Annotated in this window: 19 protein-coding genes and 1 tRNA gene; 10 read left to right on the forward strand and 10 right to left on the reverse strand. The window is 72.4% G+C overall.

Translation table 11 applies throughout. The features are described from left to right. Positions 1-17: 17 nt before the first annotated feature. Positions 18-431 (reverse strand): hypothetical protein, encoded by a 414-nt coding sequence (locus tag ACFVDM_RS31445; protein ID WP_383648328.1) that lies wholly within the window; start codon positions 429-431, stop codon positions 18-20. Positions 432-665: 234 nt separating this feature from the next. Beyond that, a complete protein-coding gene (locus ACFVDM_RS31450; RefSeq protein WP_383648332.1) occupies positions 666-1802 on the reverse strand; it encodes an ABC transporter ATP-binding protein in 1137 nt (378 codons plus the stop codon). 179 nt (positions 1803-1981) lie between these two features. Between ACFVDM_RS31450 and ACFVDM_RS31455 the strand changes: the two genes are divergently transcribed. After that, positions 1982-2055: transfer RNA gene (locus ACFVDM_RS31455), tRNA-Thr, on the forward strand. A gap of 67 nt (positions 2056-2122) precedes the next feature. Here the strand turns inward: ACFVDM_RS31455 and ACFVDM_RS31460 are convergent. Together ACFVDM_RS31460 and ACFVDM_RS31465 are read right to left on the reverse strand one after the other, a co-directional pair. Continuing rightward, entirely contained in the window at positions 2123-3523 is a 1401-nt protein-coding gene (locus ACFVDM_RS31460; RefSeq protein ID WP_383648336.1) for an NAD(P)/FAD-dependent oxidoreductase, read from the reverse strand. A gap of 103 nt (positions 3524-3626) precedes the next feature. Next, complete coding sequence (locus ACFVDM_RS31465) at positions 3627-4301, reverse strand: rhomboid-like protein (RefSeq protein ID WP_383648455.1); 675 nt, start codon at positions 4299-4301, stop codon at positions 3627-3629. 24 nt (positions 4302-4325) lie between these two features. On the opposite strand from ACFVDM_RS31465, the gene ACFVDM_RS31470 reads away from it, so the two are divergent. The 3 genes from ACFVDM_RS31470 (at position 4326) to ACFVDM_RS31480 (ending at position 6673) form a co-directional block, all read left to right on the forward strand. Then, positions 4326-5267: an aminoglycoside phosphotransferase family protein gene (locus ACFVDM_RS31470; protein WP_383648459.1), complete on the forward strand. Its 942-nt coding sequence runs from the start codon at positions 4326-4328 to the stop codon at positions 5265-5267. A gap of 106 nt (positions 5268-5373) precedes the next feature. Further along, positions 5374-5847 carry a GNAT family N-acetyltransferase gene (locus tag ACFVDM_RS31475; RefSeq protein WP_383648339.1) on the forward strand — a complete coding sequence of 158 codons (474 nt, stop codon included), beginning with the start codon at positions 5374-5376 and terminating at the stop codon, positions 5845-5847. A 124-nt stretch (positions 5848-5971) separates the two neighbouring features. Further along, a complete protein-coding gene (locus ACFVDM_RS31480) occupies positions 5972-6673 on the forward strand; it encodes a pentapeptide repeat-containing protein (RefSeq protein ID WP_383648342.1) in 702 nt (233 codons plus the stop codon). A gap of 159 nt (positions 6674-6832) precedes the next feature. Here ACFVDM_RS31480 and ACFVDM_RS31485 read toward each other — a convergent pair whose 3' ends face one another. The 3 genes from ACFVDM_RS31485 to ACFVDM_RS31495 all read right to left on the reverse strand — a co-directional run bounded on the left by ACFVDM_RS31485 (position 6833) and on the right by ACFVDM_RS31495 (position 9673). Next, entirely contained in the window at positions 6833-7330 is a 498-nt protein-coding gene (locus tag ACFVDM_RS31485) for a hypothetical protein (RefSeq protein WP_383648344.1), read from the reverse strand. A 187-nt stretch (positions 7331-7517) separates the two neighbouring features. After that, positions 7518-8156 carry a response regulator gene (locus ACFVDM_RS31490; RefSeq protein WP_383648346.1) on the reverse strand — a complete coding sequence of 213 codons (639 nt, stop codon included), beginning with the start codon at positions 8154-8156 and terminating at the stop codon, positions 7518-7520. After that, on the reverse strand, positions 8153-9673 hold the full coding sequence (locus ACFVDM_RS31495) for a sensor histidine kinase (RefSeq protein ID WP_383648348.1): 1521 nt from the start codon (positions 9671-9673) through the stop codon (positions 8153-8155). Before ACFVDM_RS31495 ends, ACFVDM_RS31490 begins: the two co-directional genes overlap by 4 nt. A 362-nt stretch (positions 9674-10035) precedes the next feature. Here ACFVDM_RS31495 and ACFVDM_RS31500 point away from each other — a divergent pair, with 362 nt between their 5' ends. From ACFVDM_RS31500 to ACFVDM_RS31515, 4 genes are all read left to right on the forward strand, one after another. Then, complete coding sequence (locus ACFVDM_RS31500; protein WP_383648350.1) at positions 10036-10593, forward strand: heme-binding protein; 558 nt, start codon at positions 10036-10038, stop codon at positions 10591-10593. Between the two features lie 25 nt (positions 10594-10618). Further along, positions 10619-11248 (forward strand): ankyrin repeat domain-containing protein, encoded by a 630-nt coding sequence (locus ACFVDM_RS31505; protein WP_383648352.1) that lies wholly within the window; start codon positions 10619-10621, stop codon positions 11246-11248. Between the two features lie 68 nt (positions 11249-11316). After that, on the forward strand, positions 11317-12471 hold the full coding sequence (locus ACFVDM_RS31510) for a YncE family protein (protein WP_383648354.1): 1155 nt from the start codon (positions 11317-11319) through the stop codon (positions 12469-12471). A 150-nt stretch (positions 12472-12621) separates the two neighbouring features. Beyond that, on the forward strand, positions 12622-14031 hold the full coding sequence (locus ACFVDM_RS31515) for a M1 family metallopeptidase (RefSeq protein ID WP_383648356.1): 1410 nt from the start codon (positions 12622-12624) through the stop codon (positions 14029-14031). A gap of 28 nt (positions 14032-14059) precedes the next feature. Here ACFVDM_RS31515 and ACFVDM_RS31520 read toward each other — a convergent pair whose 3' ends face one another. Both ACFVDM_RS31520 and ACFVDM_RS31525 read right to left on the reverse strand, forming a co-directional pair. After that, positions 14060-15640 carry a M4 family metallopeptidase gene (locus ACFVDM_RS31520; RefSeq protein WP_383648358.1) on the reverse strand — a complete coding sequence of 527 codons (1581 nt, stop codon included), beginning with the start codon at positions 15638-15640 and terminating at the stop codon, positions 14060-14062. 275 nt (positions 15641-15915) lie between these two features. Further along, a complete protein-coding gene (locus tag ACFVDM_RS31525) occupies positions 15916-16491 on the reverse strand; it encodes a TerD family protein (RefSeq protein ID WP_383648360.1) in 576 nt (191 codons plus the stop codon). Between the two features lie 212 nt (positions 16492-16703). On the opposite strand from ACFVDM_RS31525, the gene arfB reads away from it, so the two are divergent. Beyond that, positions 16704-17129 carry an alternative ribosome rescue aminoacyl-tRNA hydrolase ArfB gene (gene arfB / locus ACFVDM_RS31530; protein ID WP_383648362.1) on the forward strand — a complete coding sequence of 142 codons (426 nt, stop codon included), beginning with the start codon at positions 16704-16706 and terminating at the stop codon, positions 17127-17129. Between the two features lie 95 nt (positions 17130-17224). Here the strand turns inward: arfB and ACFVDM_RS31535 are convergent, their stop codons facing one another. Beyond that, a complete protein-coding gene (locus ACFVDM_RS31535; protein ID WP_383648364.1) occupies positions 17225-17731 on the reverse strand; it encodes a flavin reductase family protein in 507 nt (168 codons plus the stop codon). 367 nt (positions 17732-18098) lie between these two features. Here ACFVDM_RS31535 and cdgB point away from each other — a divergent pair, with 367 nt between their 5' ends. Further along, positions 18099-19748: a diguanylate cyclase CdgB gene (cdgB, locus tag ACFVDM_RS31540; RefSeq protein ID WP_383648366.1), complete on the forward strand. Its 1650-nt coding sequence runs from the start codon at positions 18099-18101 to the stop codon at positions 19746-19748. Positions 19749-19826 lie beyond the last annotated feature (78 nt).

Here is a 19826-nt window from a genome sequence, read left to right on the forward strand (position 1 = left end):
TGCCGGGCATGCACCGGTCAGCTGAACTGCGCGACACCCGCAGCGAACGAGGTGTCGCACACCGGACGCGAGAAACGGTGCGCCCGGGTCGGACCGTACTGCCGCACCGCCGCCTTCCCCAGCGCCCGCGCGATCGACATGCAGTGCTTGGCCAGCGACGGACGGCCCTCGACGGCGCGCTGGAGCTCGGTCAGCGCGACCCCGGGGTCCTTCTGCTGGAGCTCGGCCAGCAGCCGGTCCCGCAGGACGTCCTGCGGAGCGGGCGCCTTCGCGGTCTTGGAAACGGTCTGCGAGGACGCGGCGAGGATCTGCGCGTCGGAGTTGGACGCTGCCCACGGCACGGCGGTCACCGCGAGGGTCCCGGACAGAACCATGACGACAGGCAGGACGAAAGCGAGAGTTCGGCCGATACGGCGCGCGGAGTGGGTCACGCAGCGAGCGTAGCGGGCAGTGAGGGAACAGCGACACCGTGTCACCCTCGCGGGCGATGGTTCGATCCCGCCTTTCGAATCCCGTGTTGACGCGAGGAAACGAAATGACCGTTGTGCCGGGGAAAACGGACCCCGCCCGTCCAAACCTCCCGGGCGCTCTTCCGGTACCCCCGGACACGGCGGTGGCCCCGCACGGTCATCGTGCGGGGCCACCGTACAGCGTGCGCGCGGGCGTCAGGCGGTGAGGCGCTCACCGGTCGACGTCGCGAAGACGTGCAGCTCGTCCGGGCGCGGGACGACGTGCAGCTTCGTGCCCTTCTCCGGGACGGCACGGCCGCCGACGCGGACCACCAGGTCCTTGTGCTCGCCACCGACCTCGGCCGCGCCGTAGACGAAGCCGTCGGCGCCGAGCTCCTCGACGACGTTCACGGAGACGGCCAGACCGGCCGGGGCGTCCGAGGAGTCCTTCGAGAGGGCCTTGGCCGCCGCGCCACCGTGCTCGACGATGTCGAAGTGCTCCGGGCGGATGCCGACCGTGACGGTCTTGTCGCCACGGCTCGCGGCGGCGGTCAGCGCCTCGCGGGAGACCGGGACGACGCTGTTGCCGAACTTCACGCCACCGTCGGTGATCGGAACCTCGACGAGGTTCATCGCCGGGGAGCCGATGAAGCCGGCCACGAAGAGGTTCGCCGGCTTGTCGTACATGTTGCGCGGCGAGTCGACCTGCTGGAGCAGACCGTCCTTGAGGACCGCGACGCGGTCACCCATGGTGAGGGCCTCGACCTGGTCGTGCGTGACGTACACGGTCGTGATGCCCAGACGGCGCTGGAGCGAGGCGATCTGCGTACGGGTGGAGACACGGAGCTTGGCGTCGAGGTTCGACAGCGGCTCGTCCATGAGGAACACCTGCGGCTCACGCACGATGGCACGGCCCATCGCCACACGCTGACGCTGACCACCGGAGAGCGCCTTCGGCTTGCGGTCCAGGTACTCGGTGAGGTCCAGCATCTTGGCGGCCTCTTCGACCTTCGCCCGGATGTCGGTCTTGTTCACACCGGCGATCTTGAGCGCGAAGCCCATGTTGTCCGCGACGGTCATGTGCGGGTACAGCGCGTAGTTCTGGAACACCATCGCGATGTCCCGGTCCTTCGGCGGCAGGTGCGTGACGTCGCGGTCACCGATGCGGATCGCACCGCCGTTGACGTCCTCAAGACCCGCGAGCATGCGCAGGGAGGTCGACTTGCCACAACCGGAGGGACCGACGAGGACGAGGAACTCGCCGTCCGCGATGTCGATCTCGAGCTGGTCGACCGCCGGCTTCGTGGAGCCGGGGTAGACGCGGGACGCCTTGTCGAACGTGACACTGGCCATGCTGATGCTTCTCCTTCACCGGCAGGAACGTGCCGGACGGTCCGTTGTAAGGGAGTGGTCTCACCCACTCGGGTGAACCCTCAGCGACGCTACCTGGCGTTTTGGGATCTGTCAGTAGTCACAGGGGTGTGAGATTTCCGCAGAGTCCGGGGGCCGCGTTGGTTACACTGCTCCGGCACGCCTCCTTAGCTCAGATGGCCAGAGCAACGCACTTGTAATGCGTAGGTCGTCGGTTCGAATCCGACAGGGGGCTCGGCCGGGATCCCGGCCCGGGGACCGCGTCCCGGGCCGGGATCCCTTTTTTGTTGCTCTCCGAGGGCTCAGCCCCGTCCCGACAGCTTGTCCGCGAACTTCGCGAGCGGGTCGGTGTCCGGGCGGGCGGTGGCGAGCTCGCGGCGGTCGGCGGTGCGGTAGGCGGCGTAGAGGGCGTGGACGCCGAGCCAGCGGAGGGGTTCGGGTTCCCAGCGGCGGACGTGGTGGTTGACCCAGGGGAGGGTGGTGAGGTCGGTGGCGCCGGCCTGGCCGGAGTCCTGCTGGATGAGGTCGCGGAGGGTGCGGGCGGCGAGGTTGGCGGTGGCGACGCCGGAGCCGACGTAGCCGCCGGCCCAGCCGAGGCCGGTGGAGCGGTCGAGGGTGACGGTGGCGCACCAGTCGCGGGGGACGCCGAGGACGCCGGACCAGGCGTGGTCGATGGCGGCGCCGGCGGTGGCGGGGAAGAGGCGGACGAGGAGGTCGCGGAGGGAGTCGACGGTGGCGGGGTGGGTGCGGCCGTCGTTGTCGGTGGCGGAGGCGTAGCGGTAGGGGTGGCCGCGGCCGCCGAGGGCGATGCGGTTGTCGGCGGTGCGCTGGGCGTACATGTAGGCGTGGGCCGTGTCGCCGAGGGTTTCGCGGTTGTCCCAGCCGAGGGCGTCCCAGGTGGAGTCGGGGAGCGGTTCGGTGACGATCATGGAGGAGTTCATGGGGAGCCAGGTGCGCTTCTGGCCCTTGAGGTCGGCGGTGAAGCCTTCGGTGCAGCGCAGGACGTAGGGGGCGCGGACGGTGCCGTAGGGGGTGACGGCGTGCTTGGGGCGGATCTCGGTGACGGGGGTGTTCTCGTGGATGGTGACGCCGAGGGCCTCTACGGCGGTGGCGAGTCCGGTGACGAGTTTGACGGGGTGGATGCGGGCGCCGTGGGGGGTCCAGGTGGAGCCGACGGCTCCGTGGACGCGGACGCGTTCGGCGGTCTCGCGGGCGCCGTGGAGGGTGCGGTCGGTTTCGCCGAAGGCGATTTCGACGGAGTGGAAGTCCTTGAGGCGGGCGAGTTGGGCGGGGGTGTAGGCGACTTCGAGGACGCCGCCGTGGTGGATGTCGGCGTCGATGTTCTCGGCGGCGGCGGTGTCGATGACCTCGGTGACGGTGTCGTTCATCGCCTGTTGGAGGCGGACGGCGGCGTCGTGGCCGTGGAGGCGGGCGTAGCGGTCGCGTCCGGCGATGCCGTTGTAGAGCCAGCCGCCGTTGCGTCCGGAGGCGCCGTATCCGCAGAAGGAGGCTTCGAGGACGGTGATGTTGAGGAAGGGGACGGCCTTTTTGAGGTAGTACGCCGTCCAGAGTCCGGTGTATCCGCCGCCGACGATGCAGACGTCGGCGTTGCTGTCGCCGGGCAGGGGTTCGCGGGGGTCGGGGATGCCGTGGTCCGCGTACCAGAAGGATATGCCGCCGTTGACGGTGCTGACGGTGCTCATGTTGCCCCTGCTTGTCCGTGTCCGTGTCCGGGTGTGGGGACGGCCGGGTGGCCGGTGTCCGTGTCCGGTGTGGCTGTGGAGTGGGTGGTGCTGCGACGGGAATTTACTGGGCGGGGGTGGGTTTCGTCTCGGGGTGGGTGCGGGTGAGGGGGTAGCAGGCGAGGCCGATGAGGACGGCGGTGAGGTGGCCGAGGTCGGTGAAGGTGGGGCTGGTGGCGAGGGGGATGCCGTAGATGACGAGGACGGCGAAGAGGTAGAGGGGCCGCCAGGGGCGGGCGATGTAGTAGGTGAGGACGGCGACGACTCCGGCGAGTGCGTAACTGACGCCGATGTCGAGGGTGTTGGCGGCGGAGGGCGGGGCGTGGCCGTGGTGGATGGCCCAGGCGAGGACGCCTTCGCTGACGAGGGTGGCGAGGACGTGGGCGCTCGCGGCGACGGTGAGCCAGCGCGGGGTGCCGAGGCGGCGTTCGGCGGGGGCGTGGAAGAGGGTGTAGAGGGCGGCGTAGGGGAGCCATTGTCCGCCGTCGATCCAGAAGGCGCTGCTGATGAGGACGCGGACGGGGTTGCGGGTGAGTTCGTGGATGTTGGTGGAGCGCTGGCGGAGGAAGTCCTCTTCGAAGTCGGGTGACATCTGGTGGACGATGACGGTGGTGACGAAGAGGGCGGCGAGCCAGAGGTAGGTGCCGGGGGCGCTGCGGATCCAGGAGCCGGTGCCGCGGATCCACGTGGCGGGCGCGGTGCGGGGCCGTGTGGGTGGGGCGGGGCGGCTCGGGGGCATAGCCGATTGACGCACGCTCCTAGGATCTGGCACGTGATTGACATTCCGGATGAGCTGATCGCCACTCAGGTTCGGTACAACGGTGCGGCCGGGCGTGCGTTCGTGGCGGGGCTGCCCGCGTTGGTGGAGGGCTTTCTGGAGCGGTGGGGGCTGCGTCGGGACGGGCCGGTGGCGTGCGGGGTCTGTGCGTTGGTGGTGCCGGTGGTGCGGGTGGGGGATGGGCGCCGGGCGGTGCTGAAGTGTCAGTTGGTGGATGAGGAGACGGCGGGGGAGCCGGTGGCTCTGCGGTTGTGGGGGGCCGCGGGGGGTTCGGTGTGTGCGGTGGGCCTGCTGGAGTGGGACGCGGCTACGGGGACGATGCTGCTGGAGCGGTTGGACGCGGGGCGGGCGTTGTCGGGGGTGGCGGAGGCCCGGGAGGCGGTGCGGGTGGTCGCGGGGCTGCTGGCGGGGCTGACGGCCGTGCGGGTTCCGGTGGGGTCGGGGCTGCGGGGGCTCGGGGCGGCGGCGGTCCGGATGCTGGAGGCGGCGCCGGGGGTGGTGCGGGGGCTGGCCGACGCGGAGGAGCGGCGGCTGGTGGCGGACTGCGCGGCGGCGGTGCGGGAGGTGGCGGGGGAGCCGGGGGACCGGTTGCTGCACTGGGATCTGCATTTCGGGAACGTGCTGGCGGCCGAGGGCGGCGGTGGTGGCGAGGCGCGGTGGGTGGCGATCGATCCGAAGCCGTTGGTGGGGGATCCGGGGTTCGATCTGTTTCCGGCGCTGACGGACCGGTTCGACGCCGGGGACGTGGGGTGGCGGTTCGATCTGCTGACGGGGGCGCTGGGGCTGGACCGGGAGCGGGCGCGGGCGTGGACGCTGGGGCGGGTGTTGCAGAACGCGTGCTGGGAGACGGAGGAGGGCGGGCGGCGGCTGGTGCCGGCGCATGCGGAGGTGGCGCGGCGGTTGCTGGCGGGGGGACGGCGGGCGTAGCCGTGGGCGGTTGCTGTGGCGGTGGATGGCTGCGGGGTGCGGTGCGGGGTGCGGGGTGGCGGGCATCGTCGCTGGTGGGCGCGGTGGTGTGCCTTACGCTGCCCTCATGATTCGTACCGCTACCCCTGCCGATGTGCCGGTCATTCACGCCATGGTCCGTGAACTGGCCGAGTACGAGAAGGCGTTGCACGAGGTCAAGGCCACCGAGGAGCAGTTGCGCGAGGCGCTGTTCGGTGAGCGGCCGGCCGCTTTCGCGCACGTCGCCGAGTCCGACGAGGACGGCGAGGTGGTCGGGTTCGCCCTGTGGTTCCTGAATTTCTCGACGTGGAACGGGGTGCACGGGATCTATCTGGAGGACCTGTACGTACGCCCGGAGCGGCGCGGCGGCGGCCATGGGAAGGCGCTGCTGACGGAGCTGGCGCGGATCTGTGTGGAGCGGGGGTACGGCCGGCTGGAGTGGTCGGTGCTGAACTGGAACGCTCCGTCGATCGCGTTCTACGAGTCGCTGGGGGCGCGTCCGCAGGACGAGTGGACGGTGTACCGGCTGACGGGCGGGGCGCTGGAGGGCCTGGGGGCCTGAGGGGCCTGAGGGACTGGCGGGTGGCCGGGGCTGACGGGTCTCGGGCGCCGGCGGGCCCGGGGTGCCGACGGGCTCCGGGGGCCGGATCGGGGGCGTTGTCAGTGGGGTGCGTCACGATGGGGTCATGGTGCGCAGCAGTGGTGGTTCGGGCAGGTCCGGCCGGGGGGCCGGGGGCGGTGTCGTGGGGGCGCGGCGTCCGGAGGTGAGACTGCCGCCGCTGGTGGCGTACGACGGGGGCGGGCTGGAGCCGGACGGGGACTACGACGGGGTGCGGTTCGCGGAGGCGGATCTGGCGGACGAGCCGGGGCGGGGGGCCCGGTTCATGGACTGTGCGCTGGAGGGCTGTTCCCTGGACCGTACGGAGTTGGGGCGTGCCCGGTTCATGGACTCGGTGCTGACGGGGGTCCGGGGGGTGGGCACCGATCTCGCGGGGGCGTCGCTGCGTGACGTGGAGGTGGTCGACGCGCGGCTGGGCGGGACGCAGTTGCACGGGGCGGTGTTGGAGCGGGTGCTGTTCCGGGGCGGCAAGATCGATTACCTGAATCTGCGCAAGGCCCGGCTGAAGGACGTGGTCTTCGAGGGCTGTGTGCTGGCCGAGCCGGATTTCGGGGACGCGCGGCTGACGCGGGTGGAGTTCCGGGACTGTGTGCTGCGCCGGGCGGATTTCAGCGCGGTGCGGATGGAGGACGTGGATCTGCGGACGGTCGCGGAGCTGGACATCGCGCGGGGGGTGGACCGGCTGGCGGGGGCGGTGATCAGTTCGCTCCAGCTGATGGAGCTGGCGCCGGCGTTCGCGGCGCAGATCGGGGTGCGGGTGGAGGACTGAATTCCGGGATGGCCGGGGGGCCTGGGGCGTGAGCCGGAGGCCGGGGCGCCTGGGGCGTCCGGGGTGCCCGGGTGCGAGTCGGGGGCTGGGGCCGGTGGGTTACGAGGTGCTGCCGCGGGGGCGGGGTCTCCGTGGGGGCGGGGCGCCCGGTGGGGTGGGTCAGATGCGGGGGAAGCGGGCCTGCAGGTCCCAGACGACGGGGTTGTCGGCCAGGCCTTCGTGCAGGTCGGCGAGGTCGGCGATGAGGTCGTGCAGGAAGTCCCGGGCCTCGCGGCGCAGCAGGGAGTGGCCGAAGGTGAGCGGGGGCTCCTCGGCGTCCATCCAGTCGGCCTCGATGTCGACCCAGCCGAAGCGGCGCTCGAAGAGCATGCGGTCGGTGGACTCGGTGAAGTCGAGTTCGGCGAACTGGCGGCGGTGGGAGCGGTTGCCGCGCGGGTCGCGGTCGAGCTGTTCGACGATGTCGCACAGCGCCCAGGCGAAGTCGAGGACCGGGACCCATCCCCAGGCTGTGGATACCTCGCGGTCCTCCTTGGTGTCCGCGAGGTAGACGTCCCCGGAGAACAGGTCGTGGCGCAGGGCGTGCACGTCCGCCCGGCGGTAGTCGGTCTGCGGGGGGTCGGGGAAGCGCCGGGAGAGGGAGTAGCCGATGTCGAGCACGGTCCGATGGTGTCATGCCGCCGGGGCGGGCCCGGCGGTGAGGGAGGGCGCGGGGCCGAGGGCGGGCCGCGGTGGGCGGGGCCGGGGAGGGGTGCGGGTGCCCGGCCACGGCGGGCCGGGGCGGTGGTCGCGGGGCGTCGGGCGCGGCGGGCCGGGGGAGGCGGTCGCGGGGCGTCGGGGGAGGTGCTCAGGGGAGGAGGCGTTGTTCCTTGGCGACGGCTACGGCGCCGGCGCGGGTGTCGACGCCGAGCTTGTCGTAGATGCGGCCCAGATGGGTTTTGACGGTGGCCTCGCTGATGAAGAGGGCGCGGGCGATCTCGCGGTTGCCGAGGCCCTGGGAGAGCTGGCCGAGGATGTCGCGTTCGCGGTCGGTGAGGGTGGGCAGGGGTTTGCGCATCCGGGCCATGACGCGGCTGGCGACGGGCGGGGACAGGGTGGTGCGGCCCTGGGCGGCGGAGCGGATCGCGGCGAAGAGTTCTTCGGGCCGTTCGGCCTTGAGGAGGTAGCCGGTGGCGCCGGCCTCGATGGCGCGGGTGATGTCGGCGTCGGTGTCGTAGGTGGTGAGGACGAGGACGTGGGCGTCGGCGGAGGCGGCGACGATGCGCCGGGTGGCTTCGACGCCGTCGATGCCGTCGCCGAGCTGGAGGTCCATGAGGACGACGTCGGGGGCGAGCCGGGCGGCCAGGGCGACGGCCTCCTCGCCGCTGCCGGCCTCGCCGGCGACCTCGATGTCGGGTTCGCTGCCGAGGAGGGCGAGGAGCCCGGCGCGTACGACGGCGTGGTCGTCGCAGAGCAGGATCCGGACGGGCGGGTGCGCGGCGGTCATGCGGGGTCCTGGGGGGTGAGGGGGCCGGTGGAGGTGAGGGGGCCGGTGGGGGCGTCGGGGAGCGGGACGGCGGCGGTGACGACGGTGCCCTCGCCGGGTGCGGACTCGATGGCCAGGGTGCCACCGAGTTGCTGGAGCCGGGCGCGCATCGCGGGAAGTCCGTGGCCGCGTACGCCGGTGGGGGCCCCGGCCGATGCGGCGGGGGTGAAGCCGTGGCCGTTGTCCGCGATGTCGAGGACGGTGCGGTCGTCGAGGTGGGTGAGGGTCAGGGCGGCCTCGGTCGCGCCGGCGTGTTCGCGGACGTTGGCCAGGGCGCCCTGGGCGATCCGCAGCAGTGCGGACTGGGTGCGGTCGGGCAGCGGGGTGTGGGCGGTGCCCTCGACGTGGCAGCGGACGGTGTACCGGCCCTGGGCCTGGGCGGTCTCGCGGGCGGCGAGGGCGTGCAGGGCCTGTTCGAGGCCGCCGCCCTCGGCGAGGTCGGCGGGGGCGAGGTCGTGGACGAAGCGCCGGGCCTCGGCGAGGTTCCGTTCGGCGATGCCGGTGGCGGTGCGGACGTGGCGGCGGGCGGTGTCCGGGTCGGCGTCCCAGGTGCGGTCGGCGGCCTGGAGCAGCATCTGCTGGCTGGACAGGCCCTGGGCCAGGGTGTCGTGGATCTCCATGGAGAGCCGCTGGCGTTCGGCGAGGGTGCCTTCGCGCCGTTCGGTGGCGGCGAGTTCGCGGCGGGTGCGCAGGAGGTCGTCGATGAGTTCGGCCTGGGTGGCGGCCTGGCGCTGCATATGGACGAAGACGGCGGTGGCGACGGCGGCCACGGCGGGCGGGGCGAGGATCAGATTGGGGTCGAAACCGCTCGCCAGGCGCAGTTGTGCGGCGACGACGAACAGGGTGAGCACGGTGACCAGGACGAGGGCGGCGCGCGGCGGCAGGATGCGCAGCCCGGTGTAGAAGAGCGGCACCGCGCACCACGCGAAGCTCGGCGCGAGGACGACCAGGACCATCCATACGGCGACGAGCGCCCCGAGCCAGACGAGGCGGCGGGGCGTCGGGCGGGAGCCGAGGACGGGCCCCAGCACGTACAGGGCGGCCAGTGCGACGGACAGCCCGATGATCCACGGGGTGCGGGTCTCGCCGGGGTGGCGGAGCAGGAAGCGGGTCAGGGAGGCGCCCAGCAGCAGGAAGAACGCGGCGTGCATGAGCCGGGCGAGTGCGCGGGTGCCGGGGTCGTCGGCCCCACCGGCACCGAGCGTGCGCGCGGAGCCGTCCGTACGCGCCGAGCCGCGAGTGGGTGCGGGGGCGTGCGTGCGTGCGGGGTCGTGCGTGCGTGCCGAGCTGTCCCTGCGTCCCGAGCTACCTGTACGCCCGGAGTCGTCCGTGCGTCCCGAATCGCCCGTGTGCCCGGTGCCGTCCGTGCGTCCCGAGCCGTCCGTACGCCCGGAGCCGCCCGCGCCCCCCGACCCACCCGTGCGTCCCGAGCCGCCCACCCGCCCGGAGCCGCCCTTCCTCGGGCTGCCCCGCGTCACCGTGTGTCCCTCGGCCGGGAGCGGTTGTGCCGCGTCACTCGTACCCCTTGCTTCCCGCCGCTCGTAGCGCTCGTTCGTACCGCTCGCTCGTGCCGCTCGCCTGTAGCCCTTGCTCGTACCGCTCGTTCGAAACTGCTCGCCCGCGCCGCTCGCCCGTACCGGTTCGGACCCGTGCTGACCTGCGTGGACATTCCATCGTCACCCCGGCGGCCGACGGGCGCATCAACCGATCGGCCGATGGGGACGTCAGCCGTCCCGCGCGCGGCGTCGAGCCGGTACGACGACGGTCGGGGGGCGATGGCGACCGGAGGATTGATGTCAGAACGCAGGAACCACCCAGCGCGACTCCCGAGGAGCACCCCATGAAGAAGATGACCATGCGTACCCGTGTCCTGACCGGTGCCGTCGCCGCCGCCGCGCTCGGAGCCGGCACCTTCGGCGCCATGTCCGCGAACGCCTCCGCCCCGGCCGCCGCGCCCGCCACCACGGTCAAGGCGGACACCGCGAACCGGAACCTCCAGCAGACCACGCACCTGACGCTGGACGCCGCCACCAAGGCCGCGCAGGCCTCCCTGGACGCGGCGAAGAAGGAGAACCAGCGCGTCGCCGTCTCGGTCGTCGACCGCAACGGCAACACCATCCTGACGCTGCGCGGCGACGGCGCCGGCCCGCAGGCGTACGAGTCGGCCGTGAAGAAGGCGTACACCGCCGTGTCCTGGAACGCCCCGACCTCCGAGCTGGCCAAGCGGCTCGCCCAGGCCCCGACGCTGAAGGACATCCCTGGCACCCTGTTCCTCGCGGGCGGCGCCCCGGTGCAGGTCAAGGGTGCCCCGGTGGCGGGCATCGGCGTGGCCGGCGCCCCGAGCGGCGACCTCGACGAGAAGTTCGCCCAGGCCGGCGTCGCCGCCCTCGCGAAGTAACCGCACCGACCCACGGGAGACCGGGATGAACGCCCTCGACCAGCAGTTGCTCGACGCCGCGCGCACCGGCGACACCGATGCCGTGCGGGCCGCGGTCGAGGGCGGTGCCAGGGTGGACGTCCGCGACCAGGAGCTGCGCACCCCGCTGCTCCTGGCCGTCCACGGCGACCATGTCGAGACCGCCCGGGTGCTGGTGGCGGCGGGGGCGGACCCCGACGCGCAGGACACCCGCGAGGAGAGCCCCTGGCTGGCGACCGGGGTCACCGGCAGCGTCGCGATGATGCGCGTCCTGCTGCCGGCCGGGCCCGATCTGGGGCTGCGCAACCGGTTCGGCGGGATCGCGCTGATCCCGGCGAGCGAGCGCGGCCACGTCGCGTACGTACGGGAACTGCTCCGGGCCACCGACATCGACGTCGACCACGTCAACCGGCTGGGCTGGACCGCACTGCTGGAGGCCGTGATCCTCGGCGACGGCGGGCGGGCCCACCAGGAGATCGTCGAACTGCTGCTGACGGCCGGGGCGACGCCGGGGCTGCCGGACGGCGACGGGGTCACGGCGCTGGCCCATGCGGAGCGCCGGGGCTTCACCGGGATCGCCGCGCTGCTGCGGGCCGCCACGGGTGGCCGGGCGGCCGAGGGCGGGGATCCGCGGTGACCGGGCGTGGCCGCCGAGGGCGGGGACCCACGGTGACCGGGCGTGGCCGCCGAGGGAGGGGATTCCTGGTGACCGGCCGCCGTTCCGGGCCGCTGCGTGCCGCGCCCGTGCTGGCCGCGCTCGCCGCCACCGCGGTGCTGGCCGGCTGCGCCGCGGAGTCCACCGGTACGCCGGACCGGCCGGCCGCGCGGAGCGCGGCGGAGCCGACGGCGGCGGCCGCCCCGTCGGTGACGCCGTCACGGGGGGAGACCCCCGGGGGCACGCTGCTGGTGGCCGACTTCGGCGGTGACACGGTGACGTTCGTCGATCCGGAGCGCGGCGCGTTCGACCGGGTCGAGGTCGGGACCGCGCCGTACGGTCTGGTCGTCGGCAAGGACGGCCGGGCCTGGGTGGCCACGGCCGAGGGCGTCGCGGTCGTCGACACGAAGACCCGCACCCGGCAGGCGCTGATCCCGTACCGGACGGGGACCGGGCCCGTCACCACCGGGGAGTACCGGGGCGGCGGCATGGGCATCGCCCTGGCCCCGGACGGCCGGCACGTCTACGTGGGCGTGAACGTCCCCGACGCCCACGGGGTGTTGGAGGTCGTCGACACGGCGGCGCTGAAGGTCACCGGCACGGCGGACGTGGGCCGGCGCCCGTTCGACGTGGACGTCTCGCCGGACGGCGCGGAGGTGTACGCCACCGGCCACGACTCGTTCGACGTCACGTCCGTGCGGACGGACACCCTGCGGACCCGGCGCGCGGAGGTCGCCCCGTACGGCACCGAGGGCGGGCTCGGTTCGTGGCTGAAGCCGCACTACGCGGTGGTGCGGCCGTCGGACGGGAAGCTGCTGCTGCCGTTCGAGGGCGAGCGGCTGGCCGTCCTCGATCCGCGCACCGGCCGGGTGGTCGTCGAGCCGATGACGGCCGACACCCATCAGCACGGGGCGGCCCTGGCCCCGGACGGCACGCTGCTCGTGGTCGGTACGGGTCCGATCGCCTCCGACGACGAGGAGGCCTCGCTGACGGTGCGTTCGCCGGACGGCTCCGAGCGCGTCGTGCCGCTGGACGGTCCGCACGAGGACGTCGCCGTGTCGCGGGACGGCCGTACCGCGTACGTCACCGGCGGGTTCACGCGTGACGGCTACTGGAACGGGATCACCGTCGTGGACCTGGCCGGGGAGAAGGCCCCGGTACGGCTGGCGGCGGGCGAACGGCCGCTGGGCATCGCGGTCCTCTGAGCGGCGGGGGTGCCGGGCGGCCCGCCGCCCCCGTGCCGGGCGCCACCCCTGCCCCGGCACCCCCGCGTCCGGCTCCGCCGCGGGCCGCGGCTCCGTCTTCCGGGAATCCGAACCCCCGGAGCGCGACATTCCACGCATAGGATCCCTGGTGTGGATCACCGAAACCCGGTCCGGGCCGGGGCCGCCGCGCTGCTGCTCGTCCTCGCCGTTCCCGCCTGTTCGGGCGGCACCGGCGGGGTGGAGGGGAAACCGGGCGCGTCCGGGGTGCGCGATCCGCTCTTCCCGAAGCTCGGCAACGGCGGCTACGACGTCACGCACTACGCGCTGACGCTCGACGTCGATCCCGACGAGCAGACCCTGCGCGGCACGGCCGAGATCACCGCCCGCGCCACCCAGGACCTCAGCTCCTTCAACCTCGACCTCGCCGGGCTCACCGTGGACTCCGCGACCGTGGAGGGCCGCCCGGCGGCCGTCAACCGGGCGGGGAACGAGCTGACGCTGCGTACGGACGCGAAGGTCGAGGACCGGCTCCGCAAGGGCGAGACCTTCCGCACGGTCGTCCGCTACTCGGGCTCCCCGAAGACCCTCACCGACGCGGACGACTCCGAGGAGGGGTGGCTGCCGACGGACGACGGGTCGGTGGCGCTCGGTGAGCCGGCCGGTTCGATGACCTGGTTCCCCGGCAACAACCACCCGAGCGACAAGGCCGCGTACGACCTCACCGTCACCGTTCCCAAGGGGCTGACGGCGGTCTCCAACGGGGTGCTCGCCGGGCCGCCGGTGACGGAAGGGGACCGCACCACGTTCCACTGGCACACGGCCGAGCCGATGGCGAGCTATCTGGCGACGCTGGCCGTCGGCCGCTTCGAGCTGAAGACCTCCACCATGGCCGGCGGCACCACGGTGATCACCGCCGTCGATCCGGAGGTGGCCGCGGCGAGCGCGCGGACCGTGGCGCGGGTCCCCGAGGTGGTGGCGTGGGAGGCCGAGCACTTCGGCCCGTACCCCTTCTCCGCCACCGGTGCGATCGTCGAGCGGAAGGACGACGCGGGGTACGCGCTGGAGACGCAGAACCGTCCCTTCTTCCCCGGCCCGCCCGGTATCGGGCTCCTCGTCCACGAGATGGCGCACCAGTGGTTCGGGAATTCGGTCACCCCGAAGAGCTGGCGCGACATGTGGCTCAACGAGGGGCTCGCCACGTACGCGGAGTGGCTGTGGGAGGAGGAGAAGGCGGACACCCCGGCGCAGGAGTCGTTCGACGAGGCGTACGAGGACGAGGACAACTGGGCCTTCCCGCCGGCCGATCCGCCGAGCGCGGCGGACGTCTCGGCGGATCCGGTGTACGGGCGGGGCGCGATGGTGATCCACAGGATCCGGGAGGCCGTCGACGACGACGAGGAGTTCTTCGCGCTGCTCAAGGGCTGGGCGACGGCCCACCGGCACGGGAACGTCTCGACGGAGGACTTCACCGCGTACGTCGAGGAGGAGACCGGGCAGGATCTGTCGGACCTGTGGAAGGACTGGCTGTACGGCAGGAGCCGGCCCGCCGCGGACGGCTGACCGGCTCCTGGGTGGGGGGTGCGGGGCGTCAGCCGACGTTGACGGCGCTCCAGGCGGCGTCCACGGCGGCGAGTTCGGCGCTGTCGGCGCCGTAGAGGTCGGTGGCCGCCTTTTCGGTGGCGGTGCGGGCGTCCGCGTAGTCGGTGGTCGAGGTCATGTAGACGGAGAGGGCCTTGTACCAGATCTGGACGGCCTTGTCCCGGCCGATGCCGGTGACGGTGGAGCCGTCGGCGGTCGGCGAGTCGTAGTCCACGCCGTTGATGGTCTTCGCGCCGCTGCCCTCGGACAGCAGATAGAAGAAGTGGTTGGCGACGCCGGAGGAGTAGTGGACGTCGAGGTCGCCGACGCCGCTGTCCCAGTAGTCGGCCGAGCCGCCGTCCTTGGAGGGCTCGTCCATGTAGCGCAGCGGGGTGCCGTCGCCGTTGATGTCGATCTCTTCGCCGATGAGGTAGTCGCCGACGTCGGTGGAGTTGTCGGCGGCGAACTCCACGGAGGTGCCGAGGATGTCGCTGGTGGCCTCGTTGAGCCCGCCGGACTCGCCGCTGTACTCCAGGTTGGCGGTGGACGAGGTCAGACCGTGGCTCATCTCGTGGCCGGCGACGTCGAGCGCGGTGAGGGCGCTCTTGTTGTCGGCGCCGTCGCCGTAGGTCATGCAGAAGCAGCTGTCGTCCCAGAAGGCGTTGACGTACGCGTCGCCGTAGTGGACCCGGGAGTAGGCGGCCTTGCCGTCGCCGGCGATGCCGTCGCGGCCGAAGGCGGACTTGTAGAAGTCCCAGGTCTGGGCGGCGCCGTAGTGGGCGTCGACGGCGGCGGTCTGGCGGTCGTTCCCGGTGCCGTCGCCCCAGGTGTCGTCGTCGTCCGTGACGAGGTCGCCGGTGCCGCTCTCGCCCTGGTTCAGGTCGTACGTCGAGTGGCCGCCGCGGTCGCCGTCGGTCAGTTCGAAGCCGGAGCCGGAGGCGGTGGTGGAGAGGTCGACGGTGCCGCTGTACTGGCTGTTGCCGACGCCGGAGGTCTCGATCTCCTCGGTGCTGCGCAGGGTGGCGCCGGTGGTGGCGTCGGTGAGGACGCGCACGCGGCTCGGGGTCCCGTCCTTGCGGACGCCGGTGCGGACCGACTCCAGGGCGAGGACGGGGGTGCCGTCGCCCGCCCAGATCACCGTGCGCGCCCCGGCCGCCGTCTTGATCCCGGGTGTGGTGGAGGGCACCGATATCCGGGCGCCGGTCGCCTTGGTGACGCTCTTGAGGGTGCCGCCGGCCGTGGTGTGGGTGACCAGGTCGCCGCCGAGCACGGGCAGTCCGGCATAGGTGCGTTCGTAGCGGGTGTGCACCGTGCCGTCGGCGTCCTTGACGACGTCGCGGGCGATCAGCTTCTCCTGCCCGCCCAGGCGCAGGGCCTTCGCGGTCGTGGAGGCGTCGCCCTGCGCCGACTTGATCGCGGCGGTGCGGGCGGTGGCGCTCTGGAAGGCCTGCGCGGTGGGGGCGGAGGCGGAGGAGGAGTCGCCGGGCGTCTGCTGTCCGGCGCTGGCCGTACCGGTCTGGAGTCCGACGACGGTCATCGCGGCGACGGCGGCCAGGGCCGCGGCGCGGCGGGTGCTGCTGTGGGGGGACATACGTGCTCCGTTGCTCGTTCCGTGGGGGGTTACGAGCCGAGAGCGTGCCACCGAATGACCAGTTTTGACGGTGTACCAACAATTGCCTCACAAATCTTTGACCACTTCTTGTCCGACTGGAGGCGGTCTCTGTCCGCTATCCGGCGGGGTTCTGCCGGGGTGTCAGAGGCTTGCGGGCCGGGCCGGATCGGGAGTCGCCGGAGGCGTGCGGGCACGCGGAAGCCCCCGGCCGCAGGACGTTCGGCCGGGGGCTTCCGTGGGGCGTGGGGCGGGTGTCAGATGCTGACGCCGAAGTCCTGGGCGATGCCGCGCAGGCCCGAGGCGTAGCCCTGGCCGACGGCGCGGAACTTCCACTCGGCGCCGTTGCGGTACAGCTCGCCGAAGACCATGGCGGTCTCGGTGGCGGCGTCCTCGCTCAGGTCGTAGCGCGCGATCTCGGCGCCGCCGGCCTGGTTGAGGATGCGGATGTACGCGTTGCGGACCTGGCCGAAGTTCTGGCTGCGGGTCTCGGCGTCGTAGATCGAGACCGGGAAGACGATCTTGTCGATGTCGGCCGGGAGGGCCGCCAGGTTGACGTTGATCTGCTCGTCGTCGCCCTCGCCCTCACCCGTGACGTTGTCACCGGTGTGGACGATGGACTGGTCCGGCGTGGACTTGTTGTTGAAGAAGACGAAGTGGGCGTCGGAGAAGACCTTGCCCGCGGTGTTGACCGCGATCGCCGAGGCGTCGAGGTCGAAGTCCGTGCCGGTGGTGGTGCGGACGTCCCAGCCGAGGCCGACCGTGACGGCGGTGAGGCCGGGGGCCTCCTTGGTGAGGGAGACGTTGCCGCCCTTGGACAGGCTTACTGCCATGGGAAGTCCCTTTCATCTGTCGAGTCGGGCTTCGTGCCATCACGAAGCTACCGTCACAGGTCATAACGCAGGCAGGGGACCGCCAGGTTCCATCCGGCTTTACTTTCTTTACCGAACGATGAGAGTTACGCCGTACGGGTGAGAGGCCCGCACCGGGAAGCCCCGGGGAAACCGGGGTGACGAACCCCCCGTCCGCCGGGGACCATGGGGGCATGTCCGGTCCCTATGTCATCCGCGGAGCGGTCTCCCTGCCGGAGGCCGAGCTCATGTGGCGTTTCTCGCGGTCCTCCGGGCCCGGCGGCCAGCACGTCAACACCAGCGACTCCCAGGTGGAGCTGCGCTTCGACCTCGCGGCCACCGGCGCGCTGCCCGAGGTGTGGAAGGAGCGCGCGCTGGAGCGGCTGGCGAACCGGCTGGTCGACGGAGTGGTGTCCGTCCGCGCCTCGGAGCACCGCTCCCAGTGGCGCAACCGCGAGACGGCCGCCGTACGCATGGCCGCCCTGCTCGCGGAGGCCACGGCGCCGCCGCCGCGGCCCCGGCTGAAGAAGAAGATCCCGCGCGGGATCAACGAGCGCCGGCTGCGGGAGAAGAAGCAGCGCGCCGAGACCAAGCGCGGCCGCTCCGGACGGGACTGGTAGCGCCGGTCCCGTGCCCGGAGGGCTCTCGGTCCGGCTGCCGGGTTCGTATCCGGAAGGCTCTCGGTCCAGCTGCCGGTGGCGTCGCCGGAAGGCTCTCAGCCCAGCTGCCGGTAGCGTCCCCGGAAGTACGTCAGCGGGCCGCCGTCGCCGGTCGGCAGGTGGGCCCCCAGCACGCGGCCGATCACCAGGGTGTGGTCGCCGGCCGTCACGCGCTGCTCGGTGCGGCACTCCAGCGTCGCGAGCGCGCCGCCGACCAGGGGCGCCCCGCTGACCTCGCCCCGTACGTACGGGATGTCCTCGAAGAGCAGCCGGTCGCTGATCCGGCCCTTCATGGCGAAGCGGCCGGCGATGTGCCGCTGGCTCTCCGCGAGTACGGAGACCGCCCAGAGGGGCTGCTCGGCCAGCAGGTCGTCCATCCGGGAGCCGTCGCGGAGGCTGACCATGACGAGCGGCGGGTCCAGCGACACCGACATGAAGGCGGTCGCGGTCATCCCGACGTCCTCGCCCCTGCCGTGCTCGTCGAGCGGCGGCTCCTGGGCGGTGATCAGCACCACTCCGGCCGCCAGCCGGGCGAGGGCGCCGCGGAACTCGTCGTTGCTCACCCCCTCAGCATGGGGGACGGGCTCGGTACGCGGGGCGGGGGTCTTCGTCTGCAACACATCCGGAACGCTAACCGCGTACGGTGGGCCCCCGCATCGGGCCAAGGGACCAGGCAGGTCCTAGGACCGGCCCCCGGCGTCACGGGCCGGGTTTGCGTTTTGCGTTCATGAAACGGATGTGCGGACCGGCACGGCTCACGAGGCCCTTTTGGCACCTGTTGTGACTTGAGTCACAGAGCGCGATAATTGTTGACCCTGTGTACCGGGTGCACAGCTCACTGTGATTCAGTGGCCGTGACACTGCAGTAAGTACGTCAAGTGCGTCGATATGACATCTGGAGTGCTGTCGAGGTCTCGGGGAGTGCGAGCGATGGAGGCCGAGTCGGAGCCGTACGTCCGTCTTGCGACGATGCGGCAGTTGCACCAGGTCGTGACCGATCTCAACACGGCACGGAGCCTGGCCGACACGCTGCAGACCGTGGCCGACGGCATCGTCGCCGGTCTCGGCTACGAGCTTGCCTGCGTCAACCTCGTCCGCCCCGACGGCGATCTCGTCGTCGCCGCCTTCGCGGGCAACGCCGCCGCCGAGGCCCTGATCACCGGCCGCGTCGGCTCCCGCACCTCCTGGGAGCGCCGGCTGGCCATGGGCGAGCCCTGGGACGAACTGCGGTTCATACCCCACACCGACGGCTGGGTGCTCCTGGACGACGACGTCCCGCAGTGGCACACCGAGGGCCCCGAACCCCGCTTCGAGGACGAGTGGCACCCGCAGGACCGGCTCTACGCCCCGATGTACGCCACCGGCAGTGGTGTGGACCTCCTGGGCGTCATATCCGTCGACCGCCCCCGCAACGGACGCCGCCCCGGCGCCTGGGGCCGCGAGGCCCTCCAGATGTACGCCTCCCAGTCCGCCATTGCGATCAGCAACGCCAAGCTCCGAGCAAACATGCAGCGGGCCCTGGTCCGCCTGGAGCGCGAGCAGCAGGCGCTGCGGGCCAGCGAGGAATCCTTCCGCCAGGCCTTCGAGTACGCCCCCAGCGGCATGGCCATCGCCGAACTCGGCGGGGACCAGCACGGCCGGCTGCTGCGCACCAACGACGCCCTGTGCCGGCTGCTGGGCCGCCCCGCCTCCGTACTACGGCGCTACTCCTTCGCCGATCTGGTCCACCCCGAGGACATCGGCACCCTGCTGCGCACCTCCGCCGAGGGCGGCCGGGCCGAGTTGCGGCTGGGCCGCCGGGACGGCACCTATCTCTGGGTCTCGCTGCGCAACTCGGTGGTCGCGGACACGGCGGACGGGCCGCGCTTCCTGCTCACGCACGTCGAGGACATCGAGGAGCGCAAGCGCCACGAGCTGAACCTGGCGCACCGGGCCTCGCACGACGCCCTGACCGGGCTGCCCAACAGCGCGGAGCTGCGCGCCCGGCTCGGCGCCCGGCTCTGCGAGCGCCCGCACGCGGCGATGTCCTCGGACGTGGAGGCGCTGGACGCGGCCTACGGGGACGTGGACGAGGCCCGTGCGCACCACTTCCCCTCCGACGGATTCGACCCGGCCCGGGGCGTCGCCCCGTACGACCACCATGTGCACACCGTCGCGCCCGACCCGGACCACGACGACGGGGCCAAGGGGCTCGCGGTGCTCTTCTGCGATCTGGACGGCTTCAAGTCGATCAACGACCGGTTCGGACACCACACGGGTGACGCGGTTCTCATCGAGGTCGCCCGCCGGCTGACCACCTGTGTCCGCGACGGTGACACCGTCGCCCGGCTCGGGGGTGACGAATTCGTCGTGCTCGCGGACGGGCTGGGGTCCGCGGACGCCGCCGACCTGGCCGTTCGGCTGCGGAACGCCATCATTCCGCCCATTCGGGTCGACGGCCGCGCGGTCCGCGTCGGGGCGAGTTTCGGGATCGGCTGGGCGGCCTGCGGGATGACGGCCGAAGAGGTGCTGCGCTCCGCCGACCAGCGGATGTACGTGGAGAAGCGGTCCCGGTCGAAGGTTCACCGGAGGGCCGGCTGAGGTTCTCCGGGACGTCGGGCGCGGCCGGCGGGTCCCGCCCTCCGGCAATTCTTGACGTGAGCCGTTCGGGGTAGGCTC

Source organism: Streptomyces sp. NPDC057682 (assembly GCF_042799575.1).
Taxonomy (GTDB): Bacteria; Actinomycetota; Actinomycetes; order Streptomycetales; family Streptomycetaceae; genus Streptomyces.

Bases quoted from the DNA above. Each gene is read 5' to 3' on its own strand.
- ACFVDM_RS31450 (WP_383648332.1), bottom strand. From the start codon at position 1,802: ATGGCCAGTGTCACGTTCGACAAGGCGTCCCGCGTCTACCCCGGCTCC.
- ACFVDM_RS31460 (WP_383648336.1), bottom strand. From the start codon at position 3,523: ATGAGCACCGTCAGCACCGTCAACGGCGGCATATCCTTCTGGTACGCG.
- ACFVDM_RS31465 (WP_383648455.1), bottom strand. From the start codon at position 4,301: ATGCCCCCGAGCCGCCCCGCCCCACCCACACGGCCCCGCACCGCGCCC.
- ACFVDM_RS31475 (WP_383648339.1), top strand. From the start codon at position 5,374: ATGATTCGTACCGCTACCCCTGCCGATGTGCCGGTCATTCACGCCATG.
- ACFVDM_RS31480 (WP_383648342.1), top strand. From the start codon at position 5,972: ATGGTGCGCAGCAGTGGTGGTTCGGGCAGGTCCGGCCGGGGGGCCGGG.
- ACFVDM_RS31490 (WP_383648346.1), bottom strand. From the start codon at position 8,156: ATGACCGCCGCGCACCCGCCCGTCCGGATCCTGCTCTGCGACGACCAC.
- ACFVDM_RS31500 (WP_383648350.1), top strand. From the start codon at position 10,036: ATGAAGAAGATGACCATGCGTACCCGTGTCCTGACCGGTGCCGTCGCC.
- ACFVDM_RS31505 (WP_383648352.1), top strand. From the start codon at position 10,619: ATGAACGCCCTCGACCAGCAGTTGCTCGACGCCGCGCGCACCGGCGAC.
- ACFVDM_RS31520 (WP_383648358.1), bottom strand. From the start codon at position 15,640: ATGTCCCCCCACAGCAGCACCCGCCGCGCCGCGGCCCTGGCCGCCGTC.
- ACFVDM_RS31525 (WP_383648360.1), bottom strand. From the start codon at position 16,491: ATGGCAGTAAGCCTGTCCAAGGGCGGCAACGTCTCCCTCACCAAGGAG.
- arfB (WP_383648362.1), top strand. From the start codon at position 16,704: ATGTCCGGTCCCTATGTCATCCGCGGAGCGGTCTCCCTGCCGGAGGCC.
- cdgB (WP_383648366.1), top strand. From the start codon at position 18,099: ATGGAGGCCGAGTCGGAGCCGTACGTCCGTCTTGCGACGATGCGGCAG.